We start from the raw sequence: 17,624 nt of genomic DNA, 5'->3' as shown, positions 1-17,624 counted from the left end.
CGTCGTCGTTCAGCTGGCCCATGTCCGCGTCGATAATGACCTTCTCCGAGGCGTCCGTCGCCTCAGGATCGGAAGTTGTACCAAACGCGGCACCGGCGCCGACTGTCGCAACCAACGCACCCGTCGTCAGGACCGTCATCAGCCGTGATCTGGTCCTCATGGTGTTAGCACCTCCCACATCAGTTCAATGTCGTGCATCGTGACTCCGTTCTCGTGGCAGGACAGGAATGTCCCAGCACGGCCTCATCCGTTGTCGGCAAAAAACCCACTCGACGAGCTGTGAAACCTCCGTTCCACGCAGCGTGAGGCGCCCGTGCCTCAGCGTTCGTGACGTCATCGTCGTGAACCGTGACCACCTGGCTGGCGGCCAGTCGTCGCCGCCGCAGTCAACTCCGTTGTCAGTGACAGGTGCGGGGCGGTCGGACATCGTCCAGTCCAGGCTGGTAACCCTCGCCGGCGACTCAACACGTGTTGCGTGCTGTGGGTAGGAACGTACGCGTGACACGTGTCACGTCGCAAGCACTTCCGAGACTGTTATAGAACCGTTACCTAAGGCTCGTCTGCTCGCGCGGTTTGAGTTGCCGCAGCGACGGCTCGGTCGCTCTGGAGCGGCGACCCGTCTAGGCCGCGAAAGTCCGCGGTCTCCCGGGATGGTTGTCCTGGGGGTGGGGCACAGCGGGGCGCCGGAGGCTCCCTGTGCGACCCGGCGCGACCGCCAGGACGGACCGGTCTCGCATTGTGGGCAGTGCTTGACGTCACAGTTCAACACGAGTTGATACTAGCGACGCCCCCCGGCCGCACACCCGGAGTGGGCCGACCGGGCGACGTGGCGCGGTGCACTGTCAATGAGGAGGTGTGTCTCTGTGGCTACTCGGATGGACGTGGCCAAGCTCGCGGGAGTGTCACCGGCGGTGGTCAGCTATGTGATCAATGAAGGCACACGGCCGGTGGCGCCGGCGACTCGTGCCCGCGTCCTCGCAGCGATCAAGGAGCTGGGATACCGCCCGAACCGCTTGGCCGCGTCACTGCGGAGCAGCAAGAGCCACACGATCGGTGTGCTCGTGCCGGACAACTCGAACCCGTTCTTCGCCGAGCTGGCACGGGCGATCGAGGATGCAGCCTTCGTCCTCGGGTACACGATCCTGCTGGGAAACGCGAAAGAGATCCCGAGCCGGGAGGTGGCCTACGTCTGTGAGTTCCTCGACCGGCAGGTCACTGGGATCGCGATCATTCCCGCCTACGGTCCCGCGGAATGGACTTCGCACCTCGTCGGCCGCGACGTGCGGTGCGTACTGCTTGACCGCGACCTCGACGGCACCGACGGGCTGGAGTTGCCGCTCGTGCGGAGCGCGGGCGAGGACGGTGGCTACGAGGCGACCGCTCACCTGCTCGGGCACCGGCGTCGTCGTCTCGCGATGATCGCGGGGCCCGAGGGTCTGGCGCCGGCGGAGGAACGTGTGCGCGGTATGCGTCGAGCTGTCACGGAGCACGGCGCCGATCCGGATCTCGTCCCGGTCCAGCACGTGCCGTTCAACATCGCGGCGGGGTACCGGGCGACCCTCGAACTCCTTGCCCATCACCCCCAGACCGACGCGATCTTTGTCAGTAGCGACATCCAAGCCCTCGGAGTGCTCCGTGCGCTCACCGAGCGAGGTCTGACGGTACCGGGCGACGTCGCGATCGTCTCCTTCGACGGCATTCCGCTCTCCGCCTACACCTCGCCGCCGCTGACGACTGTCCAACAAGGCTTCGACGAGCTGGGGCGAGAGGTGCTGAACACTCTCGTTGCCGAGGCGGATGCGCGACCGCGGGTGAGGTCGACCACCATCCCCACGAGCCTTCGCATCCGCTCCTCGTGCGGGTGTGTTCCCGCTCCGTCATATACCGAGCTCGGCGCTGAGGGGGGTGGCGCCATGTGAGCACACCCGCCGGCGCGAGCATGTTTTTCAAGTATGTCTCGAACAGGCAGACCCCCGTTCTCCACACACGCGAAAGGCCAGAAGACATGAACGTACGAAAGACCCTCGCCATCGGAATGGTCGCCGTCGCCGGCCTCTTCCTCTCGGCGTGCGGCCAGGACAGCCCAGCTCCGGCCCAGTCGAACGGGTCGCCCGCGGCGACCGGTGACACGGACGGCGACCTGCCGCGCATCGGGCTCGTCATGAAGTCGCTCGGGAACGAGTTCTTCCAGGAGATGCAGCAGGGCGCGCTCGACTACGAGGCTGAGGAGGGGACGTTCGAGCTCACCGCCGTCGGGACGCAGTCGGAGACGGACATCGACGGCCAGGTCCAGGCGATGAACCAGCTGATCGCTCAGCAGGTCGATGCCATCGTCATCGCGCCGGCCGACTCCCGCGGCCTGGTTTCCCCGGTCCAGCAGGCCGTTGAGGCCGGGATCCCGGTGATCAACATCGACGTCCGACTCGACCCGGACGCGCTGGAGGCGGCCGGCATCGAGGTCCCGTTCGTCGGACCGGACAACCGCGAGGGCGCCAAGCTTGCCGGTGACGCACTGGCGGACGCGATCGGTGAGGGCGGCCGCGTCGTCATCATCGAGGGCATCCCCGGCGTCGACAACGCCGAGCAGCGGAAGGCCGGCTTCATGGACGCGATCGAGGACGGTGGCCTCGAGCTCGTCGCCTCGAACACCGCGAATTGGGAGACCGACCAGGCGCACAGCGTCCTCACCAGCATCCTCACCGGCGACGCGGAGATCGATGGCGTCATGACCGCCAACGACTCGATGGCCCTCGGTGCGATCTCTGCGGTCGAGTCCGCCGGACTCACCGGCGAGATCGAGATCGTCGGCTTCGACAACATCCCCGCGATCCACCCCTACCTCGAGGACGGCACGGTGCTCGCCACGGTAGACCAGTACGGGTCGCAGCAGGCGGCGCTCGGAATCGACGCTGCACTCCTCGCGATCGACGGTGAGACCCTCGAGCCCTGGGTCAAGACCGAGGTGACGCTCATCACCGGAGACGCGCAGTAAGAACGCTCTGGGTGGCCGGCCGGGCCGGCCACCCCGTCGTCCCGACACGTCGCGAGGAAGATCCAATGAACGACAAACCCCCACCGCGCGCCGAGCCGGATGCGCTGCTGGTCGCACGAGGTGTCACCCGCCGCTTCCCGGGCGTGCTCGCGCTCGACCACGTCGACCTCGACCTGTACCCCGGCGAGGTGCACGCCCTCGTGGGTGAGAACGGAGCCGGGAAGTCGACGCTCGTCCGGATCATCGCCGGTGTCGAGACGAGGGACTCCGGCGCGCTGCAGCTCGATGGGAAACCCTACGAGCCGGCCTCGTCCGCCGACTCGATCGGCCACGGCATCAGGGTGGTTCACCAGGAGCTCAACCTCCTGCCCTACCTCACGGTCGCCGAGAACATCTTCTTCGAGCGTCTGCCGCGTCGGCGCGGGCTGGTCGACTACCGCACGATGTATCGCGAGAGCGCGACGCTGCTGGACGCGGTCGGGCTAAACATCTCGCCGCGGACGAAGGTCGAGACGCTCGGCATCGCGCAGATGCAGCTCGTCGAGATCGCCCGCGCGGTCTCGGCCAGGAGCCGGCTGCTCATCCTCGACGAGCCCACCGCCACCCTGACCCCGCCGGAGAAGGAACGGCTGTTCGCGATCATCGACCGCCTGCGTTCCTCCGGTGTCGGGATCGTCTTCATCTCCCACCACCTCGACGAGGTCGTGCGCCTCGCTGACCGCTGCACGATCCTGCGCAACGGCGCACGGATCGCCGAGCACTGCGCTCCTGGGATCACCGTCCCCGCGCTCGTCCGGCAGATGGTCGGGCGCGACCTCGCCGAGGAGTACCCGCCGCGGCCCGAGCACGCCCGGACCAACGCGGTGCTCGAGGTCAGCCAGCTCCGGCGGAGCAAGGGGTCCTCGCCCGTCGATCTCATGGTCCGGCAGGGCGAGGTACTCGGTGTCGTCGGTCTCGTCGGCGCCGGTCGGACGGAGATCATGCGTGGCATCTTTGGTGCGGACGTCCCGGCGTCCGGGACGGTGCACGTAGGTGGGCGCCCCGTCACGATCAGGACGCCCCGCCAGGCGGTCAGAGCCGGCATCGGGTTCCTCACGGAGGACAGGAAGGCTCAGGGGCTCGTCCTCGACCTCCCGTGCGACGTCAACACGACGCTCGCCGCTCCGCACAAGGTGTCGCGGTTCGGCGTGATCGACCGGCGTGCGGAGCGGGAGGCCTTCGAGGAGCTCTCGCGGTCGCTGCGGATCAAGGTGGACTCCCCGAGACGCACCGCGAGGACGCTGTCCGGGGGGAACCAGCAGAAGGTGGTCCTCGCCAAGTGGCTGTTCGCCGAGAGCGACGTCCTCATCGTCGATGAACCGACGCGCGGGGTCGACGTCGGTGCGAAGTACGAGATCCACCGCCTCCTCGGGGCCCTGGCCGAGCGCGGCAAGAGCGTCATCATCATCTCGTCGGACCTCAACGAGGTGACCGCCACGGCGAACAGGATCATGGTCGTGTCGAACGGCGCCATCGCCGGCGTCGTCGACGGACCGGAGTTCGACAAGGAAGAAATATTGGCTCTCGCATACTCCGGCTACCTCGACCAAGAGGGCAGCGCCGGGCACGGTGCTACCGAATCTCTCAATGAGGAGCTCTAGCGTGAACGAAGCGTCGACGAAAAGCGTCTCGCGCGCCTTCAGTGGTCGTGCGCTCACCAATCGCATCATGGGTGAGGCTGGTATCGGGATAGTGCTGGTCCTCCTCATCCTGTTCTTTGCGGTCCTTGCTCCGAACTTCGCGAGCCGCGCGAACCTCAGCAACATCGCCACGGAGATTACGATCAACACGATCCTCGCTGTCGGGATGACCTTCGTCATCCTCATCGGGGGAATCGACCTGTCAGTTGGCTCGGTTCTGGCGCTGTGCGCCGTCGTCGCTGGACCCATCCTCGTGAACGACTCGATGTCGGCAACGGTGGCGATCATGCTTGCCGTCCTCGCCGCCGTCCTCACCGGGCTCGCGGTCGGGCTGATCAATGGTCTGATCACCGAGACCTGGAAGATTCCAGCGTTCATCGTGACGCTCGGCATGCTGTATATTGCCCGCGGCGCGGCGCTTGAGAAGACGCAGGCTCAGACGATCTACCAGTTCCCCGCCTCGTTCACGGATTTCGGTCGCGCGACGGTGCTTGGCGTACCGGCGGTGTTCCTTGTCGCGCTGGCCCTCGTGATCTTGGGTCAGTTCGTGCTGAGCAAGACCGTCTTCGGCAGGCTCCTGCTGGCGATCGGCAACAACGAGGAGACCGTACGGCTCGCCGGTCACCGCACCAAAGCCATCAAGGTCGCCGCCTTCGCGATCGCCGGCGCCTGCGTCGGCATTGGCGCCATCATCTACATGGCACGGCTAAACATCGCCAGCCCCATTGTCGGAACCGGCTATGAGCTGACGGCCATCGCTGCGGTCATCCTCGGTGGGACGAGCCTTTTCGGCGGAAAGGGCTCGCTCATCGGCACCTTACTCGGCGCATCCCTCCTCGGCGTCCTGACCAATGGGCTTCTCCTCATTGGTGTGAGTGACTTCCAGCGCCAGATGATGACGGGTGCAGTGATCATCGTCGCCGTCGTGGTGGACGCTTACAGGCAGCGCTTCTCCCGCAGGATGGCCATGGAGTAGTTCGTGGAGGGGCGTTGTGGCAGCCGATGACACGGTTTGTGTTGATCACAGGTGACGTCGCGAGGTCTACACCTGACGGTTGAAGAGCATGCGGGTCTGCGGCGCCACGGTGCCGAGGCGGTAAGGGGGACTGCAGTGGCGAGAACAGTCGCGGTCATCGGATCGGCGAACGCCGATCTGTTCACGCGGATTGACCGTCGTCCGGAGCCGGGTGAGACAGTCATGGGCTCGGACCTCGTCGTCATGGCGGGCGGGAAGGGGGCGAACCAGGCCGTCGCCGCTGGGCGCCTGGGGGCTGACGTCAGCTTCATCGGCTGTGTTGGTGACGACGGGCAGGGACGGATGCTCAGGGCAGCGCTCACCGAGGCTGGCGTAGCGACGCGCGGCCTGCGCGTCGCCGCGAGCGCGAGCGGGAGCGCGATCATTATGGTCACTCCCGATGGTGAGAACTCCATCGTCGTATCGCCAGGGGCCAATCTGAATGTGACGCCGGAACTGGTCCAGGATTGCAGCGACATCTGGCTCGGTGCGGATCTCGTGGTGATGCAGATGGAGATTCCGATGGAGACGGTCGAGTACGTCGCTGACGCCTCCCGGCGGTCCGGAGCGCGATTCGTGCTGAACGCCGCTCCCGCGCAGCCGCTACCGGCATCGGTGCTAGCGGTGTGCGATCCGCTCGTCGTTAACGAGGGGGAGGCGGTACTCCTGCTCGGCTCCAGCGACGAGAGCGGCGACCCGCTCCGGCTTTCCGCTGCGCTCCTGGGGCTGGGGCCTCGGTCGGTCATCATCACGCTCGGGAGCCGCGGCGCCGTCTATCGCGAGCGAGCTGCCGCGCAGTGTGGGCACGTGCCGGCGCGCCAGATCGATGCCGTCGACACGACCGGGGCCGGGGATGCATTTGTCGGAGCGTTGTGCGCCGCGCTCGCCGAAGGGGCGCCGCTTGGCGCGTGCGTCGAGATAGCAACCGACGTCGCGGCGTTCGCAGTCGAGGGCCGTGGAGCACAGGCCTCGTACCCGACGCCCGATGCACTGCGTGCTCGCGGCTTTCGCCGAAAGAAGGCCGTCTGAGGAGCCAGTGTCTGGAGGAGGGACATGCACGCTCGCCGACGCACGTCGTCATTGAGTCAGAGCAGCGAGACGACCTGCCGGGCGATCTCGAGCTCCTCGTTCGTCGGGACGACCATGACGGTGACCCGCGAACGGTCCCGCGAGACGACGGTCGGGCTCTTCTTCGGACCGGCGTTGCGCACCGGGTCGAGCTCGATGCCGAGGAACTCGAGCCCGGCGAGGGCGCCGGCCCGCACCGTCTCGTCGTTCTCGCCGACCCCGGCGGTGAACGTGACGACGTCGAGCCCGCCCATGACCGCGGCGTAGGAGCCGACGTACTTGCGCAGCCGGTGGGTGTAGACCTCGAGCGCGAGCCGGGCACCGGCGTCGCCTCCCGCGATGAGCTGGTGGACCTCGCGCAGGTCGTTGTGGCCCGCGAGCCCCTTGAGGCCCGAGCGCCGGTTGAGCAGGTCGTCGATCTCGTCGATGGACATCCCGGCGTTGCGATGGAGGTGGAAGATGATCGCCGGGTCGATGTCGCCCGTGCGGGTCCCCATGACGAGGCCCTCGAGCGGGGTCATGCCCATGGACGTGTCGACCGCCCGCCCGCGGTCGACGGCGGACGCGGACGCGCCGTTGCCGAGGTGGAGGACGATCTGCTTGAGCTCGCCGAGCGGGCGCCCGAGCACCTCGGCCACCGTGCGGGAGACGTACTGGTGGGACGTGCCGTGCGCGCCGTAGCGGCGCACGCGGTGCTTGCGCGCCACCTCGACGTCGAGCGCGTACGTCGCCGCGGCGTCCGGCAGGCCCCGGAAGAACGCCGTGTCGAAGACGGCCACGTGCGGGACGTCGGGCAGGAGCTCGCGGGCCACCTCGATGCCGCGCAGGTTCGGCGGGTTGTGCAGCGGCGCGAGCGGCGCGAGCTCGGCGATCGTCGCCTCGACCCCGTCGTCGATGCGGACGGGACCGTCGTACCGGGCCCCGCCCTGGACGACGCGGTGCCCGACGGCGACGACGCCCGCCTCACCGAGGTGCGGCCCGACGCTCGCGAAGAGGTCGAGGACGACGCGCAGGCCGGCGCCGTGGTCGGGGACCGGGTCCTCCCGGACGGTGACCGTGCCGGCGTGGGTGTGCCGCAGGCGGCCGGTGCGCTCCCCGATCCGCTCGACGAGGCCCGACGCGAGGGCCGTCCCGCTCTCCGGGTCGACGAGCTGGTACTTGATCGAGGATGAGCCGGAGTTGATGACGAGGACGGTCGCGCTCATGCGCCGGTCTCCTTCGTGGCGGCGAGCGCCTGGGCCTGGACCGCCGTGATGGCGACCGTGTTGACGATGTCCTGGACGAGCGCGCCGCGGGAGAGGTCGTTGACGGGCTTGTTGAGGCCCTGGAGTACCGGGCCGATGGCGACGGCACCCGCCGAGCGCTGGACGGCCTTGTACGTGTTGTTGCCGGTGTTGAGGTCGGGGAAGACGAAGACCGTGGCCCGCCCGGCGACGTCGGAGCCCGGCATCTTCGTCTGGGCGACGGAGGCGTCGACGGCGGCGTCGTACTGGATGGGGCCCTCGACGGAGAGGTCGGGTCGGCGCTCGCGGACGAGGGCGGTCGCCGCGCGGACCTTGTCGACGTCGGCGCCCGTGCCGGACGCCCCCGTCGAGTAGGACAGCATCGCCACGCGCGGGGCGATGCCGAACTGGGCGGCCGTCTCGGCGGAGGAGATCGCGATGTCGCTCAGCTGCTCGGCCGTCGGGTCGGGGTTGACGGCGCAGTCGCCGTAGACGAGGACCCGGTCCGCGAGGCACATGAGGAAGACCGAGGAGACGATCGACGTCCCCGGGCGGGTCTTGATGATCTCGAACGACGGCTTGATCGTGTGCGCCGTCGTGTGCTGCGCCCCCGAGACCATGCCGTCGGCGAGGCCGAGGTGGACCATCATCGTGCCGAAGTACGACACGCTCGGCAGCACCTCGCGCGCCCGTTCGACGGTCATGCCCCGGTGGCCGCGCAGGCGTGTGTACTCCTCGGCGAAGCGCTCGAGGAGCTCGGAGGAGCGCGGGTCGATGACGGGGGCGGCGTCGAGGTCGAGGCCGAGCTCGCGCGCCCGTCCGCGGACGGCCTGCTCGTTGCCGAGGAGGGTGAGGTCGGCGACACCGCGGGAGAGCAGGGTGCTCGCGGCCCGCAGGATCCGGTCGTCCGTGCCCTCGGGCAGGACGATGTGCTGACGGTCGCCGCGGGCGCGCTCGAGGAGCTCCGACTCGAACATGAGCGGGGTGACGACCTCGCTGCGCGGCACGTCGAGGGCGCGCAGGACGGCGTCGCCGTCGATGTTCGTCTCGAACGCGCTCAGCGCGAGGTCCCGCTTGCGCTGGGTGCGGTGGGAGATGAGGCCCCGGGTGGTCGAGGCGATCCGCGCCGTCTCGTACGTGTCGTGGGTCGTCGTGACGATCGGCAGGGCCTGGCCCAGGCCCTCGACGAGCGTGCGGATCTGCTCCGACGGCGCGTAGCCGCCGTTGAGCACGATGCCCGCGAGGGAGGGGAAGTTCTCCGACGCGTGGGCGCTGACGAGCGCGAGGAGCACCTCGGACCGGTCGCCGGCGGCGATGGCGACCTGGCCGTCGCGGACCCGCTCGAGGATGTGCTCGGTGTTCATGCCGCAGACGAGGAGGTGCTCCGCCTCGCGGGCGAGGAGGGCGCTGTCGCCGGCGAGGAGCTCGCCGCCGAGGGCCTGCATGAGGTCCCCGACCGTCGGGGCCGACAGGAGCGGGATCTCGGGGAAGATCCACACCGGCAGGTCGAGGTCGGCGAGCTCGCCGCGGACGTCGTCCGCGTTCTCGGGCTCGCACCGGTTGACGGCGACGGCGACGACGGAGGCGTGGCCGGAGCGCAGCTCGCCGGCCGCGACGTCGACGACCTGGCGGACCTCCTCGCCGCTGCGTCCGAGCGCACGCACGACGAGGAGGACGGGGGCGCCGAGGTTGGCGGCGACGCGCGCGTTGAAGGCGAGCTCTGCCGGGCCCGTCACGTCGGTGTAGTCCGAGCCGACGACGACGACCACCTCGTTGCGGGACCCGACGGCGCGGTAGCGCTCGAGGATCGTCGTCAGCGCGGCGTCCTCGTCGGCGTGGACGTCCTCGTAGGTGACGCCGACGGCGTCCTCGTAGGCCGTCTCGACGCCGTCGTGGGCGAGGAGCAGCTCGAGGACGTTGTCCGGCTCGCGGGAGCCGCGCACGACCGGCCGGAAGATCCCGACGCGCTGGACGCGCCGGGAGAAGAGGTCGACGAGGCCGAGCGCGATGGTCGACTTGCCGGTGTGCCCCTCGGGGGAGGCGATGTAGATGCTCCGCGCCACTTCGTGTGCCTGCTTCCTGTCGTGGTCGTGCGCCGTCCCCGCCCGGCCCGGGCCAGGCGTCCTACTCGTTGTCCCCGCCGGTGGCGGAGGTCGGGATCGGGCCTGCGTCCTCCGTCGCCGTCTCGCCGGCGTCGGGCCACACCCAGTCGGCGACGGCGGGGATGTCCTGCCCGTGCTCGCGCGTGTACCGGCGGGCCTCGTGCCGGGCGTCGCTCATGCGCTGGCGGAGGCCGGCGTAGCGGGACCCGAGCGACGGTACGCGGTCGATGACGTCCATGACGAGGTGGTACCGGTCGAGGTCGTTGAGCATGACCATGTCGAACGGCGTCGTCGTCGTGCCCTCCTCCTTGTACCCGCGGACGTGGAGGTTGGCGTGGCCCGCGCGGCGGTACGTGAGGCGGTGGATGAGCCACGGGTACCCGTGGTAGGCGAAGATGACCGGCCGGCCCGTCGTGAAGAGGGTGTCGAAGTCCCGGTCGCTCAGGCCGTGCGGGTGCTCACGCTCGTCCTGGAGCCGCATGAGGTCGACGACGTTGACCACCCGCACCTTGAGGTCAGGGATGTGCTCGCGCAGGAGGTCCGCGGCGGCGAGGGTCTCGAGCGTGGGGACGTCGCCCGCGCAGGCGAGGACGACGTCGGGCTCGGTGCCCTCGACCTCCGTGCCCGCCCACTCCCAGATGCCGAGGCCGCGCTCGCAGTGCGTGACCGCGGCGTCGATGCCGAGGAAGCTCGGCGCGGGCTGCTTCCCGGCGACGACGACGTTGACGTACTGCCGCGAGCGCAGGACGTGGTCGTAGGTGGCGAGGAGGGTGTTGGCGTCCGGGGGCAGGTAGACGCGGATGACGTCCGCCTTCTTGTTGACGACGTGGTCGATGAAGCCCGGGTCCTGGTGGGAGAAGCCGTTGTGGTCCTGCCGCCAGACGTGGGAGCTGAGGAGGTAGTTGAGCGATGCGATCGGCCGGCGCCACGGGATGTGGTTCGTGACCTTGAGCCACTTGGCGTGCTGGTTGACCATCGAGTCGACGATGTGGATGAACGCCTCGTAGGACGTGAAGAGCCCGTGGCGCCCGGTGAGGAGGTAGCCCTCGAGCCACCCCTGGCACTGGTGCTCCGAGAGCATCTCCATGACGCGTCCCGCCCGCGCCAGGTGCTCCCCGGTGTCGCTCGTGCGGTAGTCGGCGTTCCACTGCTTGTCGGTGACGTCGTAGACGCCCTGGAGGCGGTTCGACGCGACCTCGTCCGGCCCGAAGATCCGGAAGTTGTCCGGGTTGCGGCGGATGACCTCCGTGAGCCACGCACCGAGCACCCGCGTCGCCTCGGCCAGGGGGGCGCCGGGGGAGGCGACGTCGACGGCGAAGTCGCGGAAGTCCGGCAGGCGCAGGTCCTTGAGCAGGAGCCCGCCGTTGGCGTGGGGGACGGCGCTCATCCGCAGGTCACCGTCGGGGGCGAGGGCGGCGACGTCACCGGAGAGCCGGCCGTCGTCGTCGAAGAGCTCCTCGGGCCGGTAGCTGCGCAGCCAGCTCTCGAGGGTTCGCAGGTGCTCCTCGGTGTCGCGGGCGCTCGTCAGGGGGACCTGGTGGGAGCGCCACGAGCCCTCGGCGGGCTTGCCGTCGATCTCCTTCGGGCACGTCCAGCCCTTCGGGGTGCGGAAGACGATCATCGGCCACAGCGGGCGCTCGAGCTCGTCCGGCGGCGTCGCGGCGGCGCGCGCCTTGATCTCGGCGATCTCGTCGAGGACGTCGTCGAGGAGGGCGGCGAAGCGCGCGTGCACGGCCGCGGGGTCCTCGTCGTCGAACCCGCCGGTGAAGACGTGCGGCGTGTGCCCGTAGCCCCGCATGAGGGCCGTCAGCTCGTCGTCGCTGATCCGGGCGAGGACCGTGGGGTTGGCGATCTTGTACCCGTTGAGGTGGAGGACGGGCAGGACGACGCCGTCGGTGGCGGGGTTGACGAACTTGTTCGAGTGCCAGCTCGTCGCGAGCGGCCCCGTCTCCGCCTCGCCGTCCCCGACGACGGCGAGGACGAGGAGGTCCGGGTTGTCGAACGCCGCGCCGTAGGCGTGGGAGAGGGCGTAGCCGAGCTCACCGCCCTCGTGGATGGAGCCGGGGGTCTCGGGGGCGACGTGCGAGGGGATGCCGCCCGGGAAGGAGAACTGCCGGAAGAGGCGGCGCAGGCCCTCGGCGTCCTCCGTGATGTCCGAGTACGTCTGCGTGTACGTCCCCTCGAGGTAGCTGTTGGCGACGAGCCCGGGGCCGCCGTGGCCGGGGCCCGTGACGTAGAGGGTGGACTGGCCGCGCTCGCGGATGGCCCGGTTCATGTGCGCGTAGAGGAAGTTGAGGCCCGGCGTCGTGCCCCAGTGGCCCAGCAGCCTCGGCTTGACGTGCTCGCGGGCGAGCTCGGTGCGCAGGAGCGGGTTGTCGAGGAGGTAGATCTGCCCGACGGAGAGGTAGTTCGCGGCGCGCCACCACGCGTCGATCGTCCGCAGGGTCTCGGGGCTGAGGTCGTGCCCGGGGCGGGGTCGCCACGCCGCGGTACTCGTCTGCTTCGTCACCAGGAGCCTCCTTGTCGCCGACGGTCCGTGCGCCCCAGCCTGGTGCCGGGGGCGGGCTGCGTCTACACGTGGCGCCGCCCGGGGTGTGCGGGGGGCGACGGCCACGTGCCTCGAGTCTGTCCTGGGCCGCGTGCGGCGAGATGGGCCGTTGGTCCGGTTCGTCCCCGCGTGCGCGGTGATCTGCCACACACGGCAACGCCGTCGCGGGGGTGCGCCGCGGCGGTGGGCGCACGCCGAGCCGAGCGCCCACGGGGGCCACGTACCCTGGGAGCGTGGAGGACCCCGACTCCCGGGAGACCCCCGGTTCCCTCGATCTCGACCGCAGCGCCGGGCCCGGCGTGCGTCCCGGCACCAGCTTGCGCGCGGACGCCCGCGGCGCTGACGGGCGCGGCGCTGACGGGCGCGGGCACGGCCGCCGGGCCGCCGCGCGCGAGTGGCTCCGGGCCGCCGCCAGCCCGGGCATGGCGGTCCTGCTCGTGCTCGTCCTCGTCGTCGGCGGCCTCTTCGTCCGCCTCGGGTTCTGGCAGCTCGACCGCGCGGGGATCCGGGCCCAGGAGGCCGTCCAGGTCGAGCGGGCCGAACGCCTCGCCGCCGACCCGGTGCCGGTCGAGGACGTCCTCGCACCCCAGCGGGCGCTGACGGCCGACGAGCTCGGGCGCCGGGTGGGCATGACCGGGCAGTACGCGGCGGGCGAGGAGGTGCTCGTCCCGGGGAGGCAGGTCGACGGCGTCGACGCCGTCCTCGTCGTCACCGCGCTCCACCTCACCGAGGGCGCGCACGCCGGCGCGATCATGCCGGTCGTACGCGGGTGGGTGCCCTCCGCCGAGCTCGCCGCCTCCGGCCTCGAGGCCGGGGGCAGCGAGGGCGGGATCGGCGAGCTCGACGTGCCCGACGCCCCCACGGGCGCGGTCGACGTCGTCGGGGTGCTGAGCGCCGGCGAGGCGGTCGAGGCCGACGCACTGCCGCCCGGGCAGGTCGGCGCCATCAGCCCCGCCCAGCTGACGAACCTCTGGGGCGGGCCGATGTTCAGCGCCTACCTCGTCGCGCAGACGCCCGAGCAGGGGGCAGGCGACCTCGGGGCCGCCCCGGCGCCCGTTCCCGAGGGGGGACTCAACCTCCAGAGCCTCGCCTACGCGATCGAGTGGTGGGTGTTCGCGGCGTTCGCCCTCGTCATGTGGCTGCGCATCCTGCGTGACCGGGTCCGCGACGCCCGCGACGACGCGCGCCCGTAGGAGCCCCTGCTCCCGCGTCCGGGGTGATCCCCCTCTCCCTTCGTGATCGTGCAGAAGCTCCGCGGAACTTCTGCACGATCACGAGCAAAGGGGGCGGGGGCAGGGTGGGCCTACTCCTGCTGCCAGGAGCGCCAGAGCGCCGCGTACTCCCCGTCCGCGGCGACGAGCTCGTCGTGCGGGCCGATCTCGATGATCCGCCCGTCCTCGACGACGGCCACGCGGTCGGCGTCGTGCGCGGTGTGGAGCCGGTGCGCGATCGCGACGACGGTCCGCCCCGTCAGCACCGCGGAGAGCGAGCGCTCGAGGTGCCGGGCCGCCCGCGGGTCGAGGAGCGAGGTCGCCTCGTCGAGGACGAGCGTGTGCGGGTCGAGGAGGACGAGGCGCGCGAGCGCGAGCTGCTGGGCCTGCGCGGGGGTGAGGTGCGCGCCGCCGGAGCCGACCTCCGTGTCGAGGCCGTCCGGGAGCGCCCGCGCCCAGCCGAGCGCGTCGACGGCGTCGAGCGCCCGCTCGAGCTCGTCGTCGGTGGCCTCGGCCCGGGCGAGGCGGAGGTTGTCCGCGAGCGTCCCGACGAAGACGTGGTGCTCCTGCGTGACGAGCGCGACGTGCCCGCGCAGCTCCTCCTCGGGCAGGTCGACGAGCGGCACGCCGCCGACCGTCACCGAGCCGCCGGTGGGCGGGTGGATGCCCGCGAGCATGCGCCCGAGCGTCGACTTGCCGGCCCCCGAGGGCCCGACGACGGCGAGCCGCTCACCCGGCACGAGGTCGAGGTCGATGCCGTGGAGGACGTCCTCGCCGTCCCGGTAGGCGTAGCGCACGCCGCTGGCGACGATCTCCTCCCCGGCCGGGCGCGCTCCGCTCGTGCTGCGGTCCGGCTCGACGAGGCTGACGCCGACGATCCGTGCGAGGCTCGCCGTCGCGACCTGGATCTCGTCGACCCACATGAGGAGCTCGCTCACCGGGTGGCGCACCTGCATGGCGTACAGCGCGACGGTCGTCACCGCCCCGAGCGTGACGAGGTCCCGGGAGACGAGCCACGTGCCCCACACGAGGACGGCCGCGATGGGCAGGGCGAAGGAGATCCCGAGCCAGAAGAACAGCGGCACGCGCAGGCGCAGCGTGGCCTTCTCCGTCTCCCAGGCGTGGCCGACGACGGCGTCCGTGCGCGCCCGCCGGTGCCGCCCGAGGCCGAGCGCGTCCACCGTCGCCGCGTGCTCGACGGACTCCGTCAGGGTCCCGTTGAGCGTCGCGTAGGCGGCGGCGTTGGCGTGGTACGCCGGCGGTGCGAGCCGCAGGTACCACCGGGTGGCGGCGAGCAGGACCGGGATGCCGACGAGGACGGCGAGCGCGGCGAGCGGCGAGGCCGCCACCGCGGCGGCCAGGGTGAGCAGGACCGTCGTCGCCGTCACCAGGACGCGCGGGACGCCGAAGCGCACCGCCCACTGGACGCGGTCGACGTCGTTCGTCGTCCGCCCGAGGAGGTCGCCCGTCCCGGCGCGCTCGACCGTGGACAGGGGCAGGTGCGTGACGGCGGAGAGGAAGTTCTCCCGCAGCCGGGCGAAGACCTCCTCGCCGAGGATCATCGCGCTGCGCTGGGCGTACCGGGTGACGACGGTCTGGACGAGCACGACCCCGACGAGGACCGCCGCCGTCGTGTGGATGTGACGCTCGGTCGTGCCGGCCGCGACGGAGTCGACGAGGCCGCCGAGCACCCACGGCACGGCGAGCGCGGCGACGGCGGCGAGCGCCTGGAGCCCGACGACACCGGCGAGCCGGCCGCGGTAGTGGCCGATGAGCCCGCCGGCGAAGCGGCGAACCGTGCGGGCGTCCGCGATGGGTAGCTGCATCAGCGCTCCTCGGCGGCGTCGGTGGTGGTCTCGCTCGGCTCGGCCGTCTCGCGGGTGACGACGGCGCGGTAGGCGGCGGCGTCGGGGTCCCCGGCGCCGGCCCGGGCGAGGAGGTCGCGGTGGGCGCCGCGCACGCGCTCGCGGCCGTGGGAGAGGAGGACGACCTCGTCGGCGTGCTCGAGGACAAGAGGGGAGGCGGTGACGACGACGGTGGTCCGGCCCCGCCGGTGCGCGGCGAGCCGGGCGGCGATGCGGGCCTCCGTGTGCGCGTCGACGGCGCTCGTCGGCTCGACGAGGACGAGGGCCTGCGGGTCGGTGAGGAGCGCGCGCGCGAGCGCCACGCGCTGGCGCTGCCCGCCGGAGAGCGAACGGCCCTTCTCGGTGATCTCGCCGTCGAGGCCCTCGGGCAGGGACGCGAGGACGTCGTGCGCGTCAGCGACGTCGAGGGCGGTGAGGAGCGCGGCATCGTCGGTGGCGTCGCCGTCCCCGCGCACGGCGAGGCCCTCGCGGAGCGTGCCCGTGAAGAGCTGGGGCGTGGCGTCGGCGACGACGACGCGCTCGCGCACCTCGGCGAGCGGAAGGTCGCGCAGGGCGATCCCGTCGAGGCGGACCGGGGTCTCGGTTGCGTCGTCGAACCGGCCCAGGCGTACGGCGAGGGCCGCGGACTCGTCGGGGGAGTCCGAGACGATGACCGTGAGCGCGCCGGGCCGGACGATGACGCCCGCGGCCTCGTCGACGAGCTCGGCGGGCACGCCGTCGCCCGTGGGGGCGGCGGGTCGGGCGTCGGCCGCCTCGGACTCGGCGATGCTCCCGGCGGCGGGCTCGACGGAGAGCACCCCGATGATCTTGCGCCCCGCGACGCGGGCCCGGGTGAAGAAGTTGAGGAACTGCGTGGCCCAGCGAAGAGGTTGGGAGAGGAAGGCCGTGTAGCCGTAGATGGTGACGAGCTGTCCGGGCGTGATCTCCCCCCGCAGCGCGAGCAGCGCGCCGAACCAGACGACGCCGGCGACGAAGAGCCCGGGCAGGAGGACCTGGAGTGCCTCGAGGACCGAGGACATCCCGGCGACGCCGACGCCCGCGCCGCGCACCCGCTGGGACTGGTCCCGGTAGCGGGCGGCGAAGGCGTCCTCGCCGCCGATCCCGCGCAGGATCCGCAGGCCGGAGACCGTGTCCGAGCCGAGGGTCGCGAGGCGGCCCGAGGCCTCGCGGTGCGCCTTCTGCCGGGCGTGCAGCGGCTTGATGATGAGGCCGAGCGTCGCGGCGACGAGGGGGAGGCCGAGGAGGACGGCGAGCCCGAGGGGCACCGAAGCCTCGAGCATGACGACGGCGACGACGGCGTACGCGACGATCCCGGCGATGAAGCGCGGGAGCAGCTCGAGCATGTTGCCGACGTGGAAGGAGTCCGAGGCGACCGTCGAGACGACCTCGCCGGTGGGCAGCTCCGCGCCGATCGCGGGACCCGTGCGCGTGACGTGGTGGCCGACGAGCCGCTGGGCGGTGAACGCCCCGTGCATCCACGCGCCGACCTCGGCGACGTGCCCCGACGCGGAGGCGGTCGCCTCGACGAGCCCGACGACGAGCAGGAGGAGGACCGCGACGAGCAGCGGGCGGGACAGGCCGTCCTCGAGGCCGGCGTCGAGGGCCCGGCCGAGGAGATAGGGGATGGCCGCCCCGCACAGCGCCTCGATCGTGGCCAGGGCGACCCCGGCGAGGAGAAGGAGGGTGCCGCGACGCGTCACCCAGCCCAGGAGCGCCAGGGGAGAGGTGAGCGGGGGGTGACCGGGATGACCGGTCGGGACGTCGAGCACGAGGGCTGAGCGTACGCGGCGGGTGCGACATCGCCCTACCTGTTTTTCGCCGGTGGGCGCGCCACAGGGGGAGGCAGGAGTGGCGGCGGAGCGCACCCGGCGGGCGCGCCGCTCACGGTGGACCGGCGCCGCGCAGCGCCAGGAGCCCCCGT

At 71.2% G+C, this 17,624-nt stretch carries 11 protein-coding genes; 6 read left to right on the top strand and 5 right to left on the bottom strand.

Features of this window, described 5'->3' with window-relative positions; translation table 11 throughout:
- Nucleotides 1-875 precede the first annotated feature (875 nt).
- The 5 genes from V2J63_RS15315 (at nt 876) to V2J63_RS15295 (ending at nt 6,715) form a co-directional block, all read left to right on the top strand.
- Nucleotides 876-1,919 (top strand): LacI family DNA-binding transcriptional regulator, encoded by a 1,044-nt coding sequence (locus V2J63_RS15315; RefSeq protein ID WP_331242111.1) that lies wholly within the window; start codon nt 876-878, stop codon nt 1,917-1,919.
- An 86-nt stretch (nt 1,920-2,005) separates the two neighbouring features.
- On the top strand, nt 2,006-2,992 hold the full coding sequence (locus tag V2J63_RS15310) for a sugar ABC transporter substrate-binding protein (protein ID WP_331231858.1): 987 nt from the start codon (nt 2,006-2,008) through the stop codon (nt 2,990-2,992).
- A gap of 65 nt (nt 2,993-3,057) precedes the next feature.
- Entirely contained in the window at nt 3,058-4,632 is a 1,575-nt protein-coding gene (locus tag V2J63_RS15305) for a sugar ABC transporter ATP-binding protein (RefSeq protein ID WP_331231857.1), read from the top strand.
- Between the two features lie 67 nt (nt 4,633-4,699).
- Nucleotides 4,700-5,647: an ABC transporter permease gene (locus V2J63_RS15300; protein WP_491062065.1), complete on the top strand. Its 948-nt coding sequence runs from the start codon at nt 4,700-4,702 to the stop codon at nt 5,645-5,647.
- A 135-nt stretch (nt 5,648-5,782) separates the two neighbouring features.
- Entirely contained in the window at nt 5,783-6,715 is a 933-nt protein-coding gene (locus V2J63_RS15295; RefSeq protein WP_331231855.1) for a ribokinase, read from the top strand.
- Nucleotides 6,716-6,771: 56 nt separating this feature from the next.
- Here V2J63_RS15295 and V2J63_RS15290 read toward each other — a convergent pair whose 3' ends face one another.
- The 3 genes from V2J63_RS15290 to V2J63_RS15280 all read right to left on the bottom strand — a co-directional run bounded on the left by V2J63_RS15290 (nt 6,772) and on the right by V2J63_RS15280 (nt 12,588).
- The gene (locus V2J63_RS15290) at nt 6,772-7,959 is read right to left on the bottom strand and encodes an acetate/propionate family kinase (protein ID WP_331231854.1); all 1,188 of its coding nucleotides are present in this window, start codon (nt 7,957-7,959) and stop codon (nt 6,772-6,774) included.
- Nucleotides 7,956-10,040 (bottom strand): phosphate acetyltransferase, encoded by a 2,085-nt coding sequence (gene pta / locus V2J63_RS15285; RefSeq protein WP_331231853.1) that lies wholly within the window; start codon nt 10,038-10,040, stop codon nt 7,956-7,958. The genes V2J63_RS15290 and pta overlap by 4 nt, the downstream gene beginning before the upstream one ends.
- Nucleotides 10,041-10,101: 61 nt before the next feature.
- Nucleotides 10,102-12,588: a phosphoketolase family protein gene (locus V2J63_RS15280; RefSeq protein ID WP_331231852.1), complete on the bottom strand. Its 2,487-nt coding sequence runs from the start codon at nt 12,586-12,588 to the stop codon at nt 10,102-10,104.
- Between the two features lie 272 nt (nt 12,589-12,860).
- On the opposite strand from V2J63_RS15280, the gene V2J63_RS15275 reads away from it, so the two are divergent.
- Nucleotides 12,861-13,820: an SURF1 family protein gene (locus V2J63_RS15275; protein ID WP_331231851.1), complete on the top strand. Its 960-nt coding sequence runs from the start codon at nt 12,861-12,863 to the stop codon at nt 13,818-13,820.
- Between the two features lie 110 nt (nt 13,821-13,930).
- Here V2J63_RS15275 and V2J63_RS15270 read toward each other — a convergent pair whose 3' ends face one another.
- Both V2J63_RS15270 and V2J63_RS15265 read right to left on the bottom strand, forming a co-directional pair.
- Nucleotides 13,931-15,664, bottom strand: a complete 1,734-nt coding sequence (locus tag V2J63_RS15270) for an ABC transporter ATP-binding protein (protein ID WP_331231850.1) — start codon at nt 15,662-15,664, stop codon at nt 13,931-13,933.
- A complete protein-coding gene (locus V2J63_RS15265; RefSeq protein WP_331231849.1) occupies nt 15,664-17,472 on the bottom strand; it encodes an ABC transporter ATP-binding protein in 1,809 nt (602 codons plus the stop codon). The genes V2J63_RS15270 and V2J63_RS15265 overlap by 1 nt, the downstream gene beginning before the upstream one ends.
- Nucleotides 17,473-17,624: the final 152 nt, after the last annotated feature.

Origin of the sequence: Georgenia wangjunii (assembly GCF_036421975.1) — a bacterium.
Lineage (GTDB): Bacteria > Actinomycetota > Actinomycetes > Actinomycetales > Actinomycetaceae > Georgenia_A > Georgenia_A wangjunii.
This window is presented reverse-complemented; position numbering and strand designations above follow the sequence as displayed.